At 38.6% G+C, this 16,970-nt stretch carries 16 protein-coding genes; 7 read left to right on the forward strand and 9 right to left on the reverse strand.

Annotated elements, in window-relative coordinates; all coding sequences use genetic code 11:
- Nucleotides 1–71 precede the first annotated feature (71 nt).
- Entirely contained in the window at nucleotides 72–1,439 is a 1,368-nt protein-coding gene (locus tag AC1PJP_RS03475; RefSeq protein ID WP_479766531.1) for an MATE family efflux transporter, read from the forward strand.
- 56 nt (nucleotides 1,440–1,495) lie between these two features.
- Here the strand turns inward: AC1PJP_RS03475 and AC1PJP_RS03480 are convergent, their stop codons facing one another.
- The gene (locus tag AC1PJP_RS03480) at nucleotides 1,496–2,329 is read right to left on the reverse strand and encodes an SDR family NAD(P)-dependent oxidoreductase (protein WP_005300520.1); all 834 of its coding nucleotides are present in this window, start codon (nucleotides 2,327–2,329) and stop codon (nucleotides 1,496–1,498) included.
- A gap of 212 nt (nucleotides 2,330–2,541) precedes the next feature.
- Here AC1PJP_RS03480 and AC1PJP_RS03485 point away from each other — a divergent pair, with 212 nt between their 5' ends.
- The 4 genes from AC1PJP_RS03485 (at nucleotide 2,542) to AC1PJP_RS03500 (ending at nucleotide 6,516) form a co-directional block, all read left to right on the forward strand.
- The gene (locus AC1PJP_RS03485) at nucleotides 2,542–3,213 is read left to right on the forward strand and encodes a TetR/AcrR family transcriptional regulator (protein WP_031949648.1); all 672 of its coding nucleotides are present in this window, start codon (nucleotides 2,542–2,544) and stop codon (nucleotides 3,211–3,213) included.
- A 254-nt stretch (nucleotides 3,214–3,467) separates the two neighbouring features.
- Nucleotides 3,468–4,178: a phosphate regulon transcriptional regulator PhoB gene (phoB, locus tag AC1PJP_RS03490; RefSeq protein WP_000650776.1), complete on the forward strand. Its 711-nt coding sequence runs from the start codon at nucleotides 3,468–3,470 to the stop codon at nucleotides 4,176–4,178.
- 9 nt (nucleotides 4,179–4,187) lie between these two features.
- A complete protein-coding gene (gene phoR, locus AC1PJP_RS03495; RefSeq protein WP_192454659.1) occupies nucleotides 4,188–5,546 on the forward strand; it encodes a phosphate regulon sensor histidine kinase PhoR in 1,359 nt (452 codons plus the stop codon).
- Between the two features lie 433 nt (nucleotides 5,547–5,979).
- The gene (locus tag AC1PJP_RS03500) at nucleotides 5,980–6,516 is read left to right on the forward strand and encodes a hypothetical protein (RefSeq protein ID WP_192454660.1); all 537 of its coding nucleotides are present in this window, start codon (nucleotides 5,980–5,982) and stop codon (nucleotides 6,514–6,516) included.
- 111 nt (nucleotides 6,517–6,627) lie between these two features.
- On the opposite strand, the gene AC1PJP_RS03505 is transcribed toward AC1PJP_RS03500, so the two are convergent.
- Nucleotides 6,628–7,824, reverse strand: a complete 1,197-nt coding sequence (locus AC1PJP_RS03505; protein ID WP_479766532.1) for an alpha/beta fold hydrolase — start codon at nucleotides 7,822–7,824, stop codon at nucleotides 6,628–6,630.
- Between the two features lie 241 nt (nucleotides 7,825–8,065).
- Here AC1PJP_RS03505 and AC1PJP_RS03510 point away from each other — a divergent pair, with 241 nt between their 5' ends.
- Nucleotides 8,066–8,827 (forward strand): AcfC family putative adhesin, encoded by a 762-nt coding sequence (locus AC1PJP_RS03510; RefSeq protein WP_479766534.1) that lies wholly within the window; start codon nucleotides 8,066–8,068, stop codon nucleotides 8,825–8,827.
- Nucleotides 8,828–8,856: 29 nt separating this feature from the next.
- Here AC1PJP_RS03510 and AC1PJP_RS03515 read toward each other — a convergent pair whose 3' ends face one another.
- The 4 genes from AC1PJP_RS03515 to pncB form a co-directional block, all read right to left on the reverse strand.
- Nucleotides 8,857–10,077 (reverse strand): acetamidase/formamidase family protein, encoded by a 1,221-nt coding sequence (locus tag AC1PJP_RS03515; RefSeq protein ID WP_479766535.1) that lies wholly within the window; start codon nucleotides 10,075–10,077, stop codon nucleotides 8,857–8,859.
- 429 nt (nucleotides 10,078–10,506) lie between these two features.
- Nucleotides 10,507–11,358, reverse strand: coding sequence for an archaetidylserine decarboxylase (gene asd / locus AC1PJP_RS03520; protein WP_004790127.1), 852 nt, complete (start codon nucleotides 11,356–11,358; stop codon nucleotides 10,507–10,509).
- Nucleotides 11,355–12,203 carry a sulfurtransferase gene (locus tag AC1PJP_RS03525; protein ID WP_107880422.1) on the reverse strand — a complete coding sequence of 283 codons (849 nt, stop codon included), beginning with the start codon at nucleotides 12,201–12,203 and terminating at the stop codon, nucleotides 11,355–11,357. Before AC1PJP_RS03525 ends, asd begins: the two co-directional genes overlap by 4 nt.
- Before the next feature lie 147 nt (nucleotides 12,204–12,350).
- The gene (gene pncB / locus AC1PJP_RS03530; RefSeq protein WP_005300500.1) at nucleotides 12,351–13,565 is read right to left on the reverse strand and encodes a nicotinate phosphoribosyltransferase; all 1,215 of its coding nucleotides are present in this window, start codon (nucleotides 13,563–13,565) and stop codon (nucleotides 12,351–12,353) included.
- Between the two features lie 168 nt (nucleotides 13,566–13,733).
- Between pncB and dtd the strand changes: the two genes are divergently transcribed.
- Nucleotides 13,734–14,177 carry a D-aminoacyl-tRNA deacylase gene (dtd, locus tag AC1PJP_RS03535; RefSeq protein WP_005300497.1) on the forward strand — a complete coding sequence of 148 codons (444 nt, stop codon included), beginning with the start codon at nucleotides 13,734–13,736 and terminating at the stop codon, nucleotides 14,175–14,177.
- Between the two features lie 43 nt (nucleotides 14,178–14,220).
- Here dtd and AC1PJP_RS03540 read toward each other — a convergent pair whose 3' ends face one another.
- The 3 genes from AC1PJP_RS03540 to serB form a co-directional block, all read right to left on the reverse strand.
- Nucleotides 14,221–14,700, reverse strand: a complete 480-nt coding sequence (locus tag AC1PJP_RS03540) for a hypothetical protein (RefSeq protein WP_013196563.1) — start codon at nucleotides 14,698–14,700, stop codon at nucleotides 14,221–14,223.
- A 251-nt stretch (nucleotides 14,701–14,951) separates the two neighbouring features.
- Nucleotides 14,952–15,287, reverse strand: a complete 336-nt coding sequence (gene aciT, locus AC1PJP_RS03545; RefSeq protein ID WP_004704819.1) for a ciprofloxacin tolerance protein AciT — start codon at nucleotides 15,285–15,287, stop codon at nucleotides 14,952–14,954.
- A 409-nt stretch (nucleotides 15,288–15,696) separates the two neighbouring features.
- Nucleotides 15,697–16,920: a phosphoserine phosphatase SerB gene (gene serB / locus AC1PJP_RS03550; protein ID WP_440206572.1), complete on the reverse strand. Its 1,224-nt coding sequence runs from the start codon at nucleotides 16,918–16,920 to the stop codon at nucleotides 15,697–15,699.
- Nucleotides 16,921–16,970 lie beyond the last annotated feature (50 nt).

The raw sequence follows: 16,970 nt of genomic DNA on the forward strand, positions 1-16,970 counted from the left end.
AGAAATTTCACCTAAATATGCTAAGTTGAATGTCTGCCCCGCTCATCAAAGAGATGGGCGATGGAGAACACATGCCACCAAGACAGTCTTTAATTCACCAGCAAAATCTATGGAAAACATTTTTTGTTTTCTTACTGCCTCTCATTGCAACCAATATTTTGCAGAACTTGTCGGGAACGATTAACACCATCTTTGTTGGCCAAATGATGGGAGTTGATGCGATTGCTGCCGTCTCGGTTTTCTTCCCTATTTTATTCTTGCTTCTCGCTTTTATTATCGGGATTTCAACGGGTACTACTGTTTTAGTAGGGCAAGCGTGGGGCGCACAAAATATAGAGAAAGTCCAAAGTGTGGTCGGTTCTACCCTGTTTATGACACTGATTGGTGGGGTAATTACCGCGATTATCGGCGTGTTTTTTGCCCATGATATTTTAGAGTTATTAGGTACTGACCCTAAGGTAATGCATCTTGCTTTGCCTTATGTGCAATGGATGCTGGCGGGTAGCCCGCTTCTGTTTGTTTATATTATTTATACCTCAATTTTACGTGGTGTAGGCGACAGTACCACGCCTTTACTTGCATTGGCATTAACCAGTGTAATTGGCTTAGTAATTACCCCGATATTGCTTAAAGGTTGTTTTGGCTTACCCGCTCTGGGAATTATCGCTCCTGCAATTGCAACGATCACGGGTTATGTTGCTATTTTGATTTTTCTGGCAATTTATCTCAACAAGAAAAATCATCCACTTCGGCCGAATCGGCAGCTTCTGCAACATATCCGTCACAATCCAGAACTGAGCAAAATCATTTTGCGCTTAGGCGTACCAACCGGCATTCAAATGATTACTACCTCAATGGCTGGCTTGGTTATTGTTGGGTTGGTTAACCATTACGGATCGCATGCTACAGCAGCCTATGGTGCAGTGAATCAGGTGCTCAACTACATTCAGTTCCCTGCCTTGTCGATATCAATTGCAGCTTCAATTTTTGCAGCACAAGCAATTGGTGCTGGCAAATCAGATCTGTTAGCACGGGTAACCCGCACAGCTTTGGGAATGAACTTTTTATTTACAGGTACCTTAATTGCACTTGGCTATCTATTTTCAAAATATTTAATGGCTTTATTCATTACCGACCCAACTGTGGTGGTGTTAGGGCAGCAACTTTTATTTATTGTGCTGTGGGCAATTTTATTCTTTGGTGCAGGTGCCATTTTTGCATCAATCATGCGTGCCAGCGGAACCGTGACTGTTCCAATGCTACTTAATATTTCTGCTATTTTATTTATTGAAATTCCATGTGCTTACTGGTTCAGCTCAATATGGGGCCTTAAAGGAATCTGGGTTGCTTATGCCTTGGCATTTGTCAGTTTATGTATTATTCAAGGCCTGTATTATCAATTTATCTGGAAGAAAAAGAAGATCAAAGTTCTTATTTAGAACTAACTAAACCACATAAAAAAGCCATCATTTGATGGCTTTTTTACATTAAAAAATTATTTCATTAATTTGGTCACAATGGTTGAAGCACGTTGATATCCCGTTGGGAATAAACGCTGGAATGCATCAAGAATTTTTGCATCACTACCAATCAATAAACGGCGTTTATTTTTTAAGACAGCTTGTAAAATTTGACGAGCTGCTTCTTCAGGTGGAGTACGTAGTAGCTTGTCAAAGTTTTGAATTGATTTAGTCGGGTCCATACCTAAACTATTCAAGCTATCACTCATTTTTGCAGATTTAGCAATGTTGGTGCGGATTCCACCTGGATGTACGCACAACGAGCTTACACCACTTTTTTCAATATCCAACTCTTGGCGTAATGATTCGGTAAAACCACGTACAGCAAATTTAGTCGCGTTATAACCAGACTGAGTCGGTTGAGCAGTCAGACCAAATAAGCTGGAGATGTTAATAATATGGCCATCTTGAGTTTGCTTAATGAACGGTAAAAACTCTTTAGTTCCGTACACGACACCCCAGAAGTTAATCCCAACGATCCACTCTAAATCTTCGTAGGTCGCACCTTCAACAGTTGAGCCTAAAGCAACACCAGCATTGTTAAAAATTAGGTTAACAGAACCGTGATCTTGCACAGTTTCTTGTGCCCACTGCTTTACCGCGTCCCGATCCGACACATCAAGCTTTTTGGTGGTAACCGTAATATTGCTGTACGGTTTTAAAAGCTCGACAGTTTGTTGTAATCCTTTTTCATTAATATCACTCAACGAAAGATGGCAGCCCTGTTTTGCCAAAAGAATTGCTAACTGTTGCCCAATGCCAGAACCTGCGCCCGTAATTGCAGCGACTTTGTTTTTAAAATTTTTCATTGTCCATCCTTTGTTTTTCGATATTTGCACAACCGGTTCATTGCATGTGCAGTTCAGACATCTTCAATATAATTTTGACAATATCCATTGTCAATATAGTACACTGTAATTTCAGATAGAATGGCACAATTCTTCTGAGAGCTTTATCATAGTGAGCATATTTGGCCAAAACCTATAAATTAGGAAACCAATCTTTAGGAAACGACTTATTTATGGCGACTAACGACTCAACCAGTAAAAAGAAAACAAAAAGTGTGAGTAAAGAACGTCAGTTCAAAGGGTTATCTCTATCAGAACGTAAAGAGGCCCGCCGTGAAAAACTGATTGAAGCAGGTATTGCGACTTACGGAACGCTCGGTTTTTTTTCCGTGACGGTAAAAGATGTCTGCCAAGAGGCAAAACTCACAGAACGTTATTTTTATGAATCATTTAAGAAGAGTGAAGATTTATTCCAAACCATCTTTTTAAAAATGATTGAAGAATTACAGCAAAATCTGATGCAAGCCGTGATTAAAGCTGCACCCGATCCAGAAAAAATGGTGGATGCTGGTTTAAGAGCACTGCTGACGACCTTAAAAGACGACCCAAGATTAGCTCGTATTATCTATGTCGATGCCGTTTTGGTACAAGAGTTACATAATCAGGCCACAATTCAAGAAACACTTGCGCAATTTGATCGCATGATTCAAGCCTTTGTTATGCTGACCATGCCGCAAATTCAACACCATGAAAATGAGCTCTCTTTAATCGCAACTGGCTTAAATGGATATGTCACTCAAATTGCGATTCGATGGGTCATGGGAGGGTTTGAACAGTCGCTTGAACAGGTTTTAACCGCATGCCGTATCGTTTTCTTATCTTTATTAGCGCAAGTTTCAAAATAATATTAAAGTTTTTTGACAGCCATAAATGTGCAAAATGAGTTAAGCGATTCAAGTGATAACCTATTGAATGATTTTAAGAAAATTAAAGTCTTCATGTCACAATTTGGTCATACCTTTGCCTTAGTTTTGTCACAAATTATTGCTAAATTTAATTTTATAGACTTTTCTGCAATGAAATTGTCATAATTAATCTTTGTAATAAGCCTGTCATAACTACAAAACGGTTCACCGTTAAATCTATAGGATATTGCGCTGTGAAAGATGACTATATTTTAATTGTCGATGATGAGCTTCCTATTCGCGAAATGATCCATACTTCTTTGGACATGGCAGGCTTTCAGTGTTTACAGGCAGAAGATGCCAAACAAGCTCATCAAATTATCGTCGACCAACGTCCGGCGCTTATCTTGCTTGATTGGATGTTACCTGGAGGCGTAAGTGGTGTCGATTTATGTCGCCGCTTAAAACGAGATGAAAACCTAGCAGAAATTCCAGTCATTATGTTGACTGCCCGCGGAGAAGAAGACCACAAAGTACAAGGTCTTGACGCAGGTGCAGATGACTACATGACTAAGCCTTTTTCAACACGTGAACTGGTTTCACGTATTAAGGCAGTTCTGCGTCGTGCTAATGCATTAAGTGGCGAAAAAACCATTGATGCCAATGGCTTAATTCTTGATCCTGTAAGCCAGCGTGTTAGCTTTGGCAACAGCATTTTAGATATGGGTCCAACTGAATATCGCTTACTTGCATTTTTTATGACCCATCCAGAGCGTGCATATACACGTGCCCAGTTGCTCGATCAGGTGTGGGGCGGTAATGTATATATCGAAGACCGCACTATCGATGTGCACATTCGCCGTTTGCGTAAAGTTTTAGAACCTTTTGGTGTAGACCGATTTGTTCAGACTGTGCGTGGAACTGGCTACCGTTTCTCAACACGTGCAGATTTAGCCGCAGGTTAACCAAGATTTATGTATGAACCCTACCCCGTCCCCGAACAGGTACGTGAACAAAAACTTTCCCGCTACAGTAGTTTATGGACGTTTGCCAAACAAGATTTACGGCTCTTATTATTTTTTCTAATTATTGCCGGTTTAGTCGGTTTAGGCGTTGGGTATTTCTGGAGCTGTATTTTTATCGCCTTCGTGGTGTTTTTTGCACTCCAGTTGCGTTCTTTATATCTGGTCAATGACTGGATTGCGAATAAACCTTATGACGTTCCTCCAAATCTTAATGGGATTTGGGGGGCATTATTATTTAATGTTTACCGTGCTCAGCGCCAAGAACGAATTGTTCAGGCGGAAATGGTCGGTTTAATTGATCGAGCTCAGTCATCTTTGGTTGCACTTGCTGAAGCCGTTGTTTTAATTGATGACCAACATCAAATCGAATGGTGGAACCCTGCTGCTGAACGTTTGTTAGGGATCAGCCCACTTGACCGTGGTCGTAACTTATTAACGATTTTACGTCAGCCGACCTTTATTGAATATTTTAACAATATTGATCAGGCACCCGACGGGATTAAGCTTCATTCAAATTTTGATGATGACCGCTATGTACAGGTTAAACTCACAAGATTTGGTGGAGAAAGTCGTTTATTGGTGGCTTACGACGTTACGCGTATGCACAACCTTGAACAAATGCGTAAAGACTTCGTCGATAATATTTCTCATGAACTTCGTACACCATTAACTGTACTGAGTGGTTATATCGAGACCTTTACCGATCAAGAAGATATTAGTCCGCGCTGGAAACGTGCCTTTGATCAGATGCAGTCACAAACCAAGCGTATGAATGCTTTGGTGAATGACTTACTGCTGTTATCGAATTTAGAAAATAATAAGAAAATTGCAAAGAATCAGATTATTGAAATGCCGAGTTTAATGAGTCAACTCTTTGATGATGCTCAGGCCTACAATGCCGATTATGGACATACGCTCAATTTACACATTGATAGCCACTGTGACCTAATTGGTTCTGACATGGAAATTGCCAGTGCATTTAGTAACTTAATTACGAATGCTATCAAGTACACGCCAAAAGGTGGAACCATTACCATTGGCTGGCATGATGACGGTGAACATGCGTACTTTAGTGTACAAGACACAGGCATTGGAATTAACCCAAAACATTTGCCACGACTAACTGAACGCTTCTATCGAGTTGACAGTGACCGTAGTCGCCAAACAGGTGGTACAGGTTTAGGCCTTGCGATTGTAAAACACGTGCTGATGCAACACGGCGCGTATTTAGATGTACAGTCTAAAGAAAACGAGGGATCAACATTTACCGCAGTTTTTCCAAAAGAAAGACTATATAACATGGCTTAAAAAGTATTCATTCCACATAAAGGGTGGATATTAAATAGACGCAGTGAAAGATACTTAGCCATTTTTTATATATAATTTATTATGGACATGATTTTAATTTTTTGTCATTGATAATATCAAATATAACCTATGGTCAGCCTATATAAGTTATTTAATAAATCTTCTTTTTCCTCGTATCTATTTCATAGATTAGAATTTATGAAATAGATATACCAACTGTACTTTTAAAATACAAAACCACCCAATTTATACAATATATATAATTAATATCATTGATAATTTAAAAAATATTTAAAATAAAAAAATATTATTTAATTAATAAATTAACAATTTTAAAAACAACTTTTATTTTAAAAATAATTCAGTATTATTAAATCGCTACAAATAACTTAACCCATAAGAACAGCTAACATAATAATTAAGCGAGGCTTAAATGACTATTAACCCTGTAGAAATAATATCGAATAATGCAGAAATAACTGATTGCTTTATTCTCGGTTTAAAAAGTGGAGAATCATTAAAAGTAAAAGTTCTTCATATTGATAAAGATCAACAGACTATTCTTGTATCAATTCGAGTATTCATAGAAGGTGAATCAATTGGACTAATCTCTTTTGATAAAATTGAGTCACTTGAGCCAATCGAAGAAGAACCTTATATAGAAACTATTGATGATCAATTAAGATGTATACCTATGGGCAAGTATTTAATGGTTTGGGGACATTTTGGTGGTTCAATAAATCAAACTTGTGAACAGGGAGAACTTAAAAGTATTGATTGGAAGCACCGTACAATACTGTTGCGCAGCAGAGTTTATGAAGGCCGAGAAGATACAGTGTACATTGATAAAATTGATTATATAGATGAGTCACGAGAAGGCTCAGGAGCACGAGGCCCAGCTGTAGCCCCAGACTGGTATAAAGGTGCTGATGGAAAATGGCGCAAAAATGGGCGTGAATATGAAGGCTGATTTTAACGCAGTTTTCCCTAAAGAAAGACTGTATAACCTGACCTAAAGTCACCCCTTCAAATATAAAAAGCCGGCTCATGAAAAGTCGGCTTTTTTAGCATTTAAACCAATTTACTTAGAAGTCGAGCAATAGGATTTACTTTGGTTTTTCTTTATTACATTTAAAAAGTGAGTAGCAAAAGTATTGCTCTGGCGTAGTGCATCACGATGATCTCCACCATCAATCGTTTGATATACCGTTGGTTTTTTTAATTTACATAGCTGCTGATAATAAGCAGATGTGCCTCTCGGGTCGACTAAATGATCTTTAGAACCTTGAACAATCATTAATGGGACGGTAGGCACCATATTTTCAATCGACTGTTGTTTCAGATAAGCCAAAAGAGGTTTTAAATCAGCATCAGATCGAAATATGCTAGAAGGAGATTTTTTCAAATCAGATTGAAGTTCAGATAAACAACGACTGCGCCCTTGAGTCAGTACTGCATTCATTTCTGGACTGACTAAATTTTCAGGAACAATACTTGGTTCTGCTGCTTGTGCTCCTAATAAAACAATCGGGAAAAATGCTGCCACACTAGGTTCTGGGTTCGGATTAGTTTTCACATATTCTGCGATGCCTTCATATTGATAGCCGCCTGGCGCAAGAGCCATTGCCCCTTTTAAATCTAATTCGGGAGCGTCTTTTTGACCATAGGCAGACACTGCAATTGCCGCAGCTCCACCTTGACTGTGCCCCATCACCAACCACTGTTTACTAAAGCTCTTGGGCTTAAGCAAATGTAATGCACGCACTGCATCAACAACCGTATGAAGCTGGCTCTTTGCATTCATGTAAGGATGCCCACCCGGTGTACCTAAACCCTGATAATCAGGTGCAACAACTGCATAGCCACGTGCAAGCCAACCATCTAAAGCTTTAGAAGCAACTTCTTGATATGAGTGAACTGGTCCACCCACATAGTCACCCGAAGGTGCACAAGTATCAGCAACTCCAGTCGTACCATGCGCCCAAGCCAGTATCGGCCAGCCATTTTTTGGTGGTGTTCCTTTCGGTAATAAAATAAAAGCCGATACAACAATAGGCTCGCCCTGAATACCTCGACTACGATAATTAACCAACAAGCGCTGATCAGCATGAGGAAATAAATCTGTCACATCTTGTTGTGCTATAGAGAGTATTGAGCCTGGTTTTTCGCTCACAATTTGCTTACCCAAATCTGTAATGGGAGCAGCCATAGCAGAACCAGAAACCAAACAAGCGCTGCTAAATAAAATTTTTAAAAAAGAATTACTTTTTTTAATCAAGGGATTACTCCTCTATTATTTACAATATATCTATTCAAATAATCAATTTATAAAATATAAATTACCATAAAAACTTCTATAGTTATATTTACTTCAAAAGAATTTACATTTATACAGTCACTTAAAATCTAATTAAAATATATTTTAAAGAAATGTATTATAAATATCGTTGCAAAAATTAATCCCGTTTAAATAATAAAAAATATATGCTGATATTTTCTTAATTAATATAGCGATTAGAATGTCAAAACAATATAAATTTATACCGTACCTGATTTGTCTTATTCTCGGTTCTCTACCTATCCATAGCTTTGCAGATGTACAAGTGTATGGTCCTGGTGGACCAGCACCCGCCATGAAAGAAGCAGCCAAACAATTCACCAATAAAACGGGCATAGCAGTCCATGTAACGTCTGGGCCTACTTCTCAATGGTCTGACAAAGCGAAACTAGATGCCGATGTTATCTATAGTGGTTCAGAAGCCATGATGTCTGATTTTGAAAATACTTTTTCTGAACAAATTATAAAAGAATCGGTGGAACCTTTATATTTACGCCCTGCAGCCATTTTAGTACGCAAAGGAAATCCTAAAAATATTAAAGGATTTAAAGACCTAGCTAAATCTGGCATTAAAGTTTTAGTTACTCATGGTGCAGGTCAAGTTGGTATGTGGGAGGATATCGCTGGTAGAACTGGCAATATTCAATTAACCAAATCTGTTCGAAAAAATATTGCCACCTATGCAGCTAACACAGGAATTGCCAAGAAAAACTGGGAAGAAAATAGTAGCTATGATGCTTGGTTAGTTTTTAATATTTGGGGAATTAGTAACCCAGATGTTGGGCAAATTATACCGATTGAACCAGAGCTAGTTGTCTATCGAGATACAGGTGTAGCCTTAACCAAGCATAGTTTAAAAGATGCTGAAGCTAAACGTTTTGTAGAGTTCTTATCGTCTCAACAAGGTAATACTATTTTCAAAAAATATGGTTGGACTAAATAATTAAAAAGGGAGCATTGCTCCCTTTTTAATTATTTACTCTCAAACTCTTTAAAATCAGCTTTTCTAATTTTTGCATGGATCCCTTTGGTTTTATCTACAACTTGTGAAACTTCAAAATCAGTTGCGGCACTTAAATACGCATAAGCCGTTGCTTCATCAATACCGTATTCTTGGTTTAAGAAACGAATGGCTTCACGTGTAGACTTTTTCATCGCTTCATCTAAATCTTCATCAAGACCCGGTGTAATCCAAAACTCAGCATTTTCAGCTAAAGGTTGTTTTAGATCTTTGCCCGGTATTTTATCTTTACCTGTTTTGAGTAAGGTAAATTTCAGCGTGGCGCGGGCTGAAGCTTCGAGTGCAGTTAATGCTACTTCACCATCCCCTTGCGCGAAATGGCTATCACCCGTATAGAATAATGCGCCTTTGACCTGAACAGGATAATAGGCTGTTGAACCTGCACCTAGTTCATTAATATCAATATTTCCACCATACATTGCAGGCGGTACAGAGTGAACAGGCTCAGAAGTATTGGCTGCTACCCCCATAATTCCCATAAAAGGATAAAGCGGGAAACGTATTGATTTACCCGATTCTGTTTTTAATACACCTTCGTACTCACCTTTCGCATTTTTTTCAATTGGGGTGAAAATTGAGACATTTCCATAGCGTTCAGGATGTTCAGCCGATGCATTTTCTTGCTTTGCTTTTTTTGGAAATTCCCCTACTAAAGCACCTTTACCATGTCGATTTGAAATAACACCGTAAGGTACACGCGGCTCAACTTTAAGTACCTCAACTTTTAAAATATCACCGGGCTGTGCGCCTTCAATTGCAACAGGACCTGTCACAATATGTGGCCCATCTTTATGAAAATCATGCTTTAAATTTGACTGCGTAATTGTTTTTGCATCTTCCAAGATTTCATTAGATTTGACACCTTTCGATTGAAAGAACTTTTCAGCATTACGCCCTTGGTCTTCAAGCAAACCTTCATGAGAAACCGTATCAAATGTCACAATACTACCCGACGGAACGGTAAGGACGGGTTTGGCATCCCGATTCGGTAAATAACCCCATGTAATGGTTTTTAAAGTAGATGGAACGTAATAATTACCTTTATATTCGCCACTTTGAAGTTGAGTAGGCTGTTTTGAAATTTGATTTAAAACTTTAAAATCATTGGCATGGCTAAGTGAAATACAAAGTACAGATAAAACCGAAGCTGTCAGGCGTTTAACTTTTAACATGATTTCAGAACCTAAAAAATATGAAAATTACAGTAAGGTCCTCAATAGTTAGCAAGCATTGTGCCAAGGCTAAAGGCTGTGCAATATCTAAAAATCGCCTCACATTTATAAAATTAAATAATTTTTTTAGATTTAATAACTTATCTTCAAATAAAATTAAAATTACGACTTAAGTCTAACTTAAATATTTCTTTCTATTTTTATTTATTAATTTTCAATCATATTAATATTTTTGCTCTCTTCAGACACATATTTATGAACCAGCTTCTATAATGTCCTATTTCAGATCACTTAATAACAATTATATTTCCATATAATATAAATACAAACATAGTTATATATTTTACGTTTATATAATTTAAATCAAAAAAATAAACCCTGAATAATTAAAGTCAGGGTTTATTTATCTTATAGGGGCTATATCGTTTACTAAACTGTATGTCCCATGCGCTCGCCCATTACAACCACAGACTCAGCTTTAAAACGTTGTTCCCATTCGATCTTATCTTTTTCAAATAAAATAACCGCTGTAGAACCTAAATAAAAACGTCCAAGCTCAGCACCTTTCTCTAGCTTTAACTGATGATGCTGTAATTCGATACGACCTGAAGGTTTCACTTTACCTGTTGCCACAGTTTCAATACCAGCAACAATCATTGCACCCACTAACACAACAGCCATACGGCCAAGTTCAGTATCAAACAAACACACCATGCGTTCATTACGAGCAAATAGTCCCGGTACATTTTCAGCCGTCACCTGATTTACCGAAAATAGCTCACCCGGTACATACAAAGTTTCAGTCAATGTCCCTGCAAACGGCATATGTACACGGTGGTAATCGCGTGGAGATAGATAGACTGTCGCGAACTCACCTTCTTGAAATGGCTGAGCAAGTTGTGGGTCGCCAATGAGTTTCTCTACAGAAAAGCTTTGGCCTTTTGCTTGAAATACTTCACCCGCAGTAATTTTACCAATCTGAGAAATAGCACCGTCAGCAGGTGACACAATGCTATCTGCATTTTCGTCAACGAGACGCACGCCATCTTTTAAAGCACGAGTAAAAAAGTCATTAAAAGATTTATATTTTAGTGCGTTGCCTTGTTCAGCAATCGATAAATCAATCCCATATTTGGTTTTAAATGCATGAATAACAGCAGTTTTCACAACTGGATTTTCACTCGCAGCAACTTTACCTACCACACGGCTCAATTGATGCTGTGGTACAAGGTTTTGTGCCTTAATAAATAATTCTTTTTTTAATCGAGATGTGAAACTCACGACGGTGATTCTCCAGTAATAATAGGACTATCGAGGCGATTGCCCCATTCACTCCACGCACCATCATAGGCTTTTGCTTCCCAGCCCAAGAGCCTAGCCAAAATATAGGCCAAACCGGAACGGTGATGTGACTGGCAGTACACAACTACAGGTTGCTGTAAATCGAACCCAAGTTGTTCAAGGCGCTGCCGCGTGCGTTCAAGCGGATGCAATTTTAGATGATTTTGACGATTAAGTGCAGTACTCCATTCAAAATGGAGTGCATTTGGAATGTGACCGCCGCGTCGCGCTGCTAAACGGATCCCACTATATTCATCACTCGTCCGGCAATCCCACAATTGAACATTTTCTTGTTCTACTTGTTTGCGTAGCTCTTCATAGTTCACACGGAACTGAGCGGCATGCGATAAATCAATCTGAATTAAGTCTGCAACAGGAGAAACTTCTTCGACTTCTGCTGTCGTTGGTAACCCTGCTCCTAACCATGCATGGATACCGCCATTAATTAAACTGGTACGAGTGAATCCTAAGCAATGCAAATTCCAGATTAAACGTCCAGCCCATGCTCCGCCTTCATCGTCATAGACCACAACATGATGATTAGGTGAAATATTCAATTTTTCAATCAGTGCTTGTAAACCTGCTTCATCTGGCAAAATGCCAGTGGCTTCTTCGTGTTGAGACACTAACCATTTAGGTTGTAAGTGAATAGCATGCGGAATATGAAGTTGCTCATAAACAGAAGCACGGCTCAAATCTACAATGCGAATATATTCATTGCCTAGATAAGGCACTAATTCTTCTGCTTCTATTAATAAATCGAGTTTAAAATCCGGGAGTGTCATCGTCATGGTTTCTTTTTATACCAGCTTAATTTCATATTAGCATAAGCTTATATCTAACAAACTCTGATTTTCTGCAACTCTTTAGCAGAAAATCAGATATCAGCATTCTTACTTTTAAAAATACAAAATAGCGAGACTATTTATTACTTAAACCACTTCTTCAAGTTCTTCGATTTCAAAAACCTGACGTAAATAAGCCAAGAAAGTATCGTTATCAGTCATGGTTTTACCGGGACTATCAGAAATTTTTGCAACCGACTGACCATTACATTCGACTAGTTTCAACACAATATTGAGCGGCTTTTGGCCCATATCATTAGTCAAATTAGTTCCAATACCAAAACTCACCTGAAAACGATCTTTAAAGTATTGATGTAATTCCCATGCTTTTGGCAAATTAAGACCATCGCTAAAAGTCAGCATCTTGGTTTTGGTATCAATTTTTAATTTACGATAATGCGCATAGGCCTTATCGCCCCATTCGTAAGGGTCACCACTGTCATGGCGTAAGCCATCAAAGAGTTTCGCAAAATACAAGTCAAAATCTCGGAGGAACGCATCCATACCAACAACATCAGTTAGGGCAATTCCTAAATCTCCGCGATATTCCTGAACCCACGTCTCTAAAGCAGCTTTTTGAAAGTCACGCAGTCGTACATCAAGTGCCTGAAAAGCTTGTAGGAATTCATGAGCCATGGTTCCAATTGGCGTAATGTTTAACTCTTTTGCAAGCAGGACATTACTTGTACCACGGAACACATTTGGTACTGTTTTATGAAAGGCTGCTACCACATGTTTTTGCCATACGAAGCTATAACGGCGACGTGTACCAAAATCAGAAACCAAGAATGGCGGGTCATTCGGTTTTTGTGTTTTTTCATATTCCTGAATCAATTCAAGCTTAGCCTTTAAACGGCGCTCGCCTTCAGCCCATACTTCATCGGTTTTGATACGGCTAAAATAAAGTTCATTTACAATTGCCAATACAAAAATTTCAAACATCATGGCTTGGACCATTGGACCTTCAATATGAATATCCAAACGACCTTCCGCATCGATGCTAGCTCGAATAAAGCGTCGCTTCAGTTGAAACAGTTCTAAATAATCGACAAAGTCACTTTTTATAAAGCGCAATTTACGTAAATATTGAAGCTCGTCTTCTTTATATTTAAGACTACACAAATAGTCGAGTTGTTCGTTTAAATCATCCAAAATATCTACTAGTGGATAGACAGTATCTTCTAAATTTCTACAGCGGAAATGGTAGACACTATGGGTTTGCGGGAATTTATGCAAAACCACTTGTAACATCGTAAATTTGTACAAGTCTGTATCTAGTAAAGAATGGATAATTGGAGACATAGTCAATGATTATTCGCTTGCTTCTTAGCATTAAAGCATATTTTTATAAATCAATTGCGAGCTTTTAGACCATTGTTGCAATTCCATGAAATTTCCTTTTAAAAATCATTTAATTTAAATTCTGCTAAACTAAACCAATTCAATTAATTGCAGAAATTTGCTTTAACTATGCGCGCTTTAATACAACGAGTTCTTGAAGCCAAAGTGGTAGTTGACGGTGAGACTACTGGTGAAATCCAACACGGACTACTGGTTTTTTTAGGCATTGGCCGTGATGACACTTTAGCAATTGGCCAGAAGCTTATTGATAAGATTTTGAAATATCGCATCTTTGATGACGAACAAGGCAAAATGGGGTGGAATGTCTCTCAAGCAAATGGAGGAATCCTGCTTGTTTCACAATTTACCCTGATGGCCCAAACGCAAAAAGGTTTACGTCCAGATTTTGGTCCAGCCATGCCTCCAGCAGATGCCAAAGCGTTATATGAACAGCTAGTTGAATATGCCCATTCACAATTTGAAAAAGTTCAAACTGGCATTTTTGCAGCCGATATGAAGGTTCATCTCATTAATGATGGTCCGGTGACGTTCAATCTAGAAGTTGAAGCATAGATATAAAAAAACTCCCATTTGGGAGTTTTTTTATATCTGGCGATTAGCGACCAGTTTTCTCTTTAATAAAAGCACGTGCTTGACGTACTTTCTCTTTAACTGGTTTTGGCAACTTAGGTGGGATGAGTCTAGCCACTTGGTTAAACCAAACAAGTAGGCTGAAGTCTCCTTCCATTTTAATACTGCCGTTTTGCATGCCTGTCATAAATGCAGTTGGGTCACCTTTAATTAAAGTTTTTACACCCTGTTCGCTATCTGCAAACTGTAAGATAAAGTCAGCTTTTTCAGGTGCACCTGCAACAGTATCGATCTGTCCATTATTAATAATGATCTGACGTGCAACACCTAAGTCCGTACCAATCTGAATACGGAAAGCGCGGTCATGAATCAATTCAATAAACTTAGGGCTAGTACGTGCCAATTGCTTCATACGCAGCACTAAACCTGCTACCAATAAATCTAACGGGTCTGTACTGACATCAACGAGAGGTAACTTGACTACAGGTATAGAAGAAAGTTTCATGAACATTCACGCCTATTGTATTTTTATGAAAACTTTAGAGCAAAACTCAACAAGGACATACCATTGCTTGTGTTTTGTGCATCAACTGATAATTTTTAGCTGGCAACGCAATCTAGATGAAACGTCAACAGACGCGTCTATCGTAGCATAACTGGCTATTTTTTAATAAATGCTTTGTATAATAAAAATCACGTTTCGTAAATAAAAAAGGCATGCTGTGCATACCTTTTTACCGTTAGATAACAATTTAATTATCGGCTAGAACATTGCTGCTGATCATCTTCATATACTGGCGTGTGTTCTATATATTGGCGATTTGCCAAAGCCTTTTGTGCCTGTTTATCCTCACGTAACAAAACAAATGTAACCATTACCATCGCTAGACTTAGTGCAGTTAAATAACTATATGTGACTGGCATTTCAAAAGTGACTTGAACTCCAAAACGGACCACTTCCAATAGCCCCCAAAAGAACATCCCTGCAAGCATAAAACCAAGCCAACGACGGTAAGGAGAAAAGAAAACAGCAACAAGCGCGACAGCGATCAAGCTGAATCCGGCGATAGCGGCAAAATTCGCTGTTACCATAGAAACCTCCGTCTTAATGAAAACGTCTAAAAAGATTCGGTCTTAAAAACCCGACCTCATTCCAAAAACAACTTTAATTCATAATTTGTGTTGAAGCTTAGGATGCATTATGGATGTTTTTTTTTAGAAAAAAAGACCCGTTTTTTCTTAATGCGACATACTTTGTCGCAACATTCTTTTGTCATTACATTTTTGTAAAATTCAAAAAGTTCGATTCCCTATATGGCATCAATTCTGGCGTGTCATTACAAAAAAATATGCTGTTTTTAAGGACCAAAATAAGTTTTTTTCAGATTTTTTTATTGCCTTTTTTCTGTGCATGATTTGAGCATAACATGCTTGTTTTTATGACGATTCTGCATAAAAAAAGCGCTACTCTGAAGTAGCGCTTAAAGCTTAGCCTTATAGATTAAGCACGGTTTAAATCTTTGTCATGCATACCAAGTAAATATAGAACCCCATCTAAGCCCACACTTGAAATAGCCTGATTTGCATTTTGACGAACTAAAGGTTTAGCGCGATAAGCTACACCAAGCCCTGCAATCGCTAGCATTGGCAAATCGTTTGCACCATCGCCGACCGCCATCGCTTGCTCTAGAGAAATACCCATTTTATTTGCAAGTTCGCGTAATAACTCAGCTTTACGAGCGCCATCAACAATTGCGCCTTTAACTTCACCTGTTACGAAACCGTCTTGCACATCTAAAATGTTGGCATGAACTTCATCAATACCAAGTTTACCTTGTAGGTATTCAGCAAAATACTGGAATCCACCAGATAAAATTGCCGTTTTATAACCAAGCGCTTTTAAGGTCGAGATGAGACGCTCTGCACCTTCAGTAATAGTTAAACGCTCTGCAATTTTAGGTAAAACAGCAGCATCTAACCCTTTTAATAATGCAACACGAGCACGGAAGCTTTGCTGGAAATCAAGCTCACCTTGCATCGCTCTTTCAGTGATTTCAGCAACTTGTACGCCTACCCCTGCTTCAATCGCTAACTCATCAATCACTTCTTGTTCAATGAGTGTTGAGTCCATATCAAAACAAACTAAACGGCGGTTACGTCGATAAGCATTGTCTTCTTGAACAGCGACATCAATATTTAATTCACTTGAAAGGAGTAAACATGCTGCACGCATAGCTTGAGCATCTAGAGTTGGGCCACTGCTTAAACCAAACTGTACACATGCACGACGCGGGAATGCGCTATCCTTTTCAAAGTCGACACGGCCTGATAAACGGGTAACAGTTTCAATGTTAAAGCCTTGGCTAGACACAATTTGTGTAACGGCTTGTAAGTGTGCAGCAGTGAGTTCAGGGGCTAAAGCCGTGACGATATAACGAGTACGGCCACCTTCAGTTACCCATTGATCGTATTCTGCGCCTGTGATTGGTTTAAAGCGCACTGTTAAGCCAATATCATGTGCTAAAATCAGAATTTCTTTCATTGCCAATGCAGTCGCAGTTTCATTATCGGAAGCGACTACAATGCCCAATGTGAGTTGATTATGAATAACAGCCTGACCTACATCCAGTATTTGCAATGAATGTACGGATAGTACTTGCATTAATCGGGTAAACTGGTTTGGTTGGTCTGGTCCTAAAAAGGATATAAGAATGATTTCTCGCATGAATTGACTCTAGTCTGAGTGACAACTATTGTAAGAATCATAATCGAATT

The organism is Acinetobacter sp. V116_7 (assembly GCF_056735735.1).

Bases quoted from the DNA above. Each gene is read 5' to 3' on its own strand.
- AC1PJP_RS03485 (WP_031949648.1), top strand. From the start codon at position 2,542: ATGGCGACTAACGACTCAACCAGTAAAAAGAAAACAAAAAGTGTGAGT.
- AC1PJP_RS03525 (WP_107880422.1), bottom strand. From the start codon at position 12,203: ATGACACTCCCGGATTTTAAACTCGATTTATTAATAGAAGCAGAAGAA.
- dtd (WP_005300497.1), top strand. From the start codon at position 13,734: ATGCGCGCTTTAATACAACGAGTTCTTGAAGCCAAAGTGGTAGTTGAC.
- aciT (WP_004704819.1), bottom strand. From the start codon at position 15,287: ATGGTAACAGCGAATTTTGCCGCTATCGCCGGATTCAGCTTGATCGCT.
- AC1PJP_RS03500 (WP_192454660.1), top strand. From the start codon at position 5,980: ATGACTATTAACCCTGTAGAAATAATATCGAATAATGCAGAAATAACT.
- AC1PJP_RS03480 (WP_005300520.1), bottom strand. From the start codon at position 2,329: ATGAAAAATTTTAAAAACAAAGTCGCTGCAATTACGGGCGCAGGTTCT.
- phoR (WP_192454659.1), top strand. From the start codon at position 4,188: ATGTATGAACCCTACCCCGTCCCCGAACAGGTACGTGAACAAAAACTT.
- AC1PJP_RS03510 (WP_479766534.1), top strand. From the start codon at position 8,066: ATGTCAAAACAATATAAATTTATACCGTACCTGATTTGTCTTATTCTC.
- AC1PJP_RS03475 (WP_479766531.1), top strand. From the start codon at position 72: ATGCCACCAAGACAGTCTTTAATTCACCAGCAAAATCTATGGAAAACA.
- AC1PJP_RS03515 (WP_479766535.1), bottom strand. From the start codon at position 10,077: ATGTTAAAAGTTAAACGCCTGACAGCTTCGGTTTTATCTGTACTTTGT.
- pncB (WP_005300500.1), bottom strand. From the start codon at position 13,565: ATGTCTCCAATTATCCATTCTTTACTAGATACAGACTTGTACAAATTT.
- serB (WP_440206572.1), bottom strand. From the start codon at position 16,920: ATGCGAGAAATCATTCTTATATCCTTTTTAGGACCAGACCAACCAAAC.
- AC1PJP_RS03540 (WP_013196563.1), bottom strand. From the start codon at position 14,700: ATGAAACTTTCTTCTATACCTGTAGTCAAGTTACCTCTCGTTGATGTC.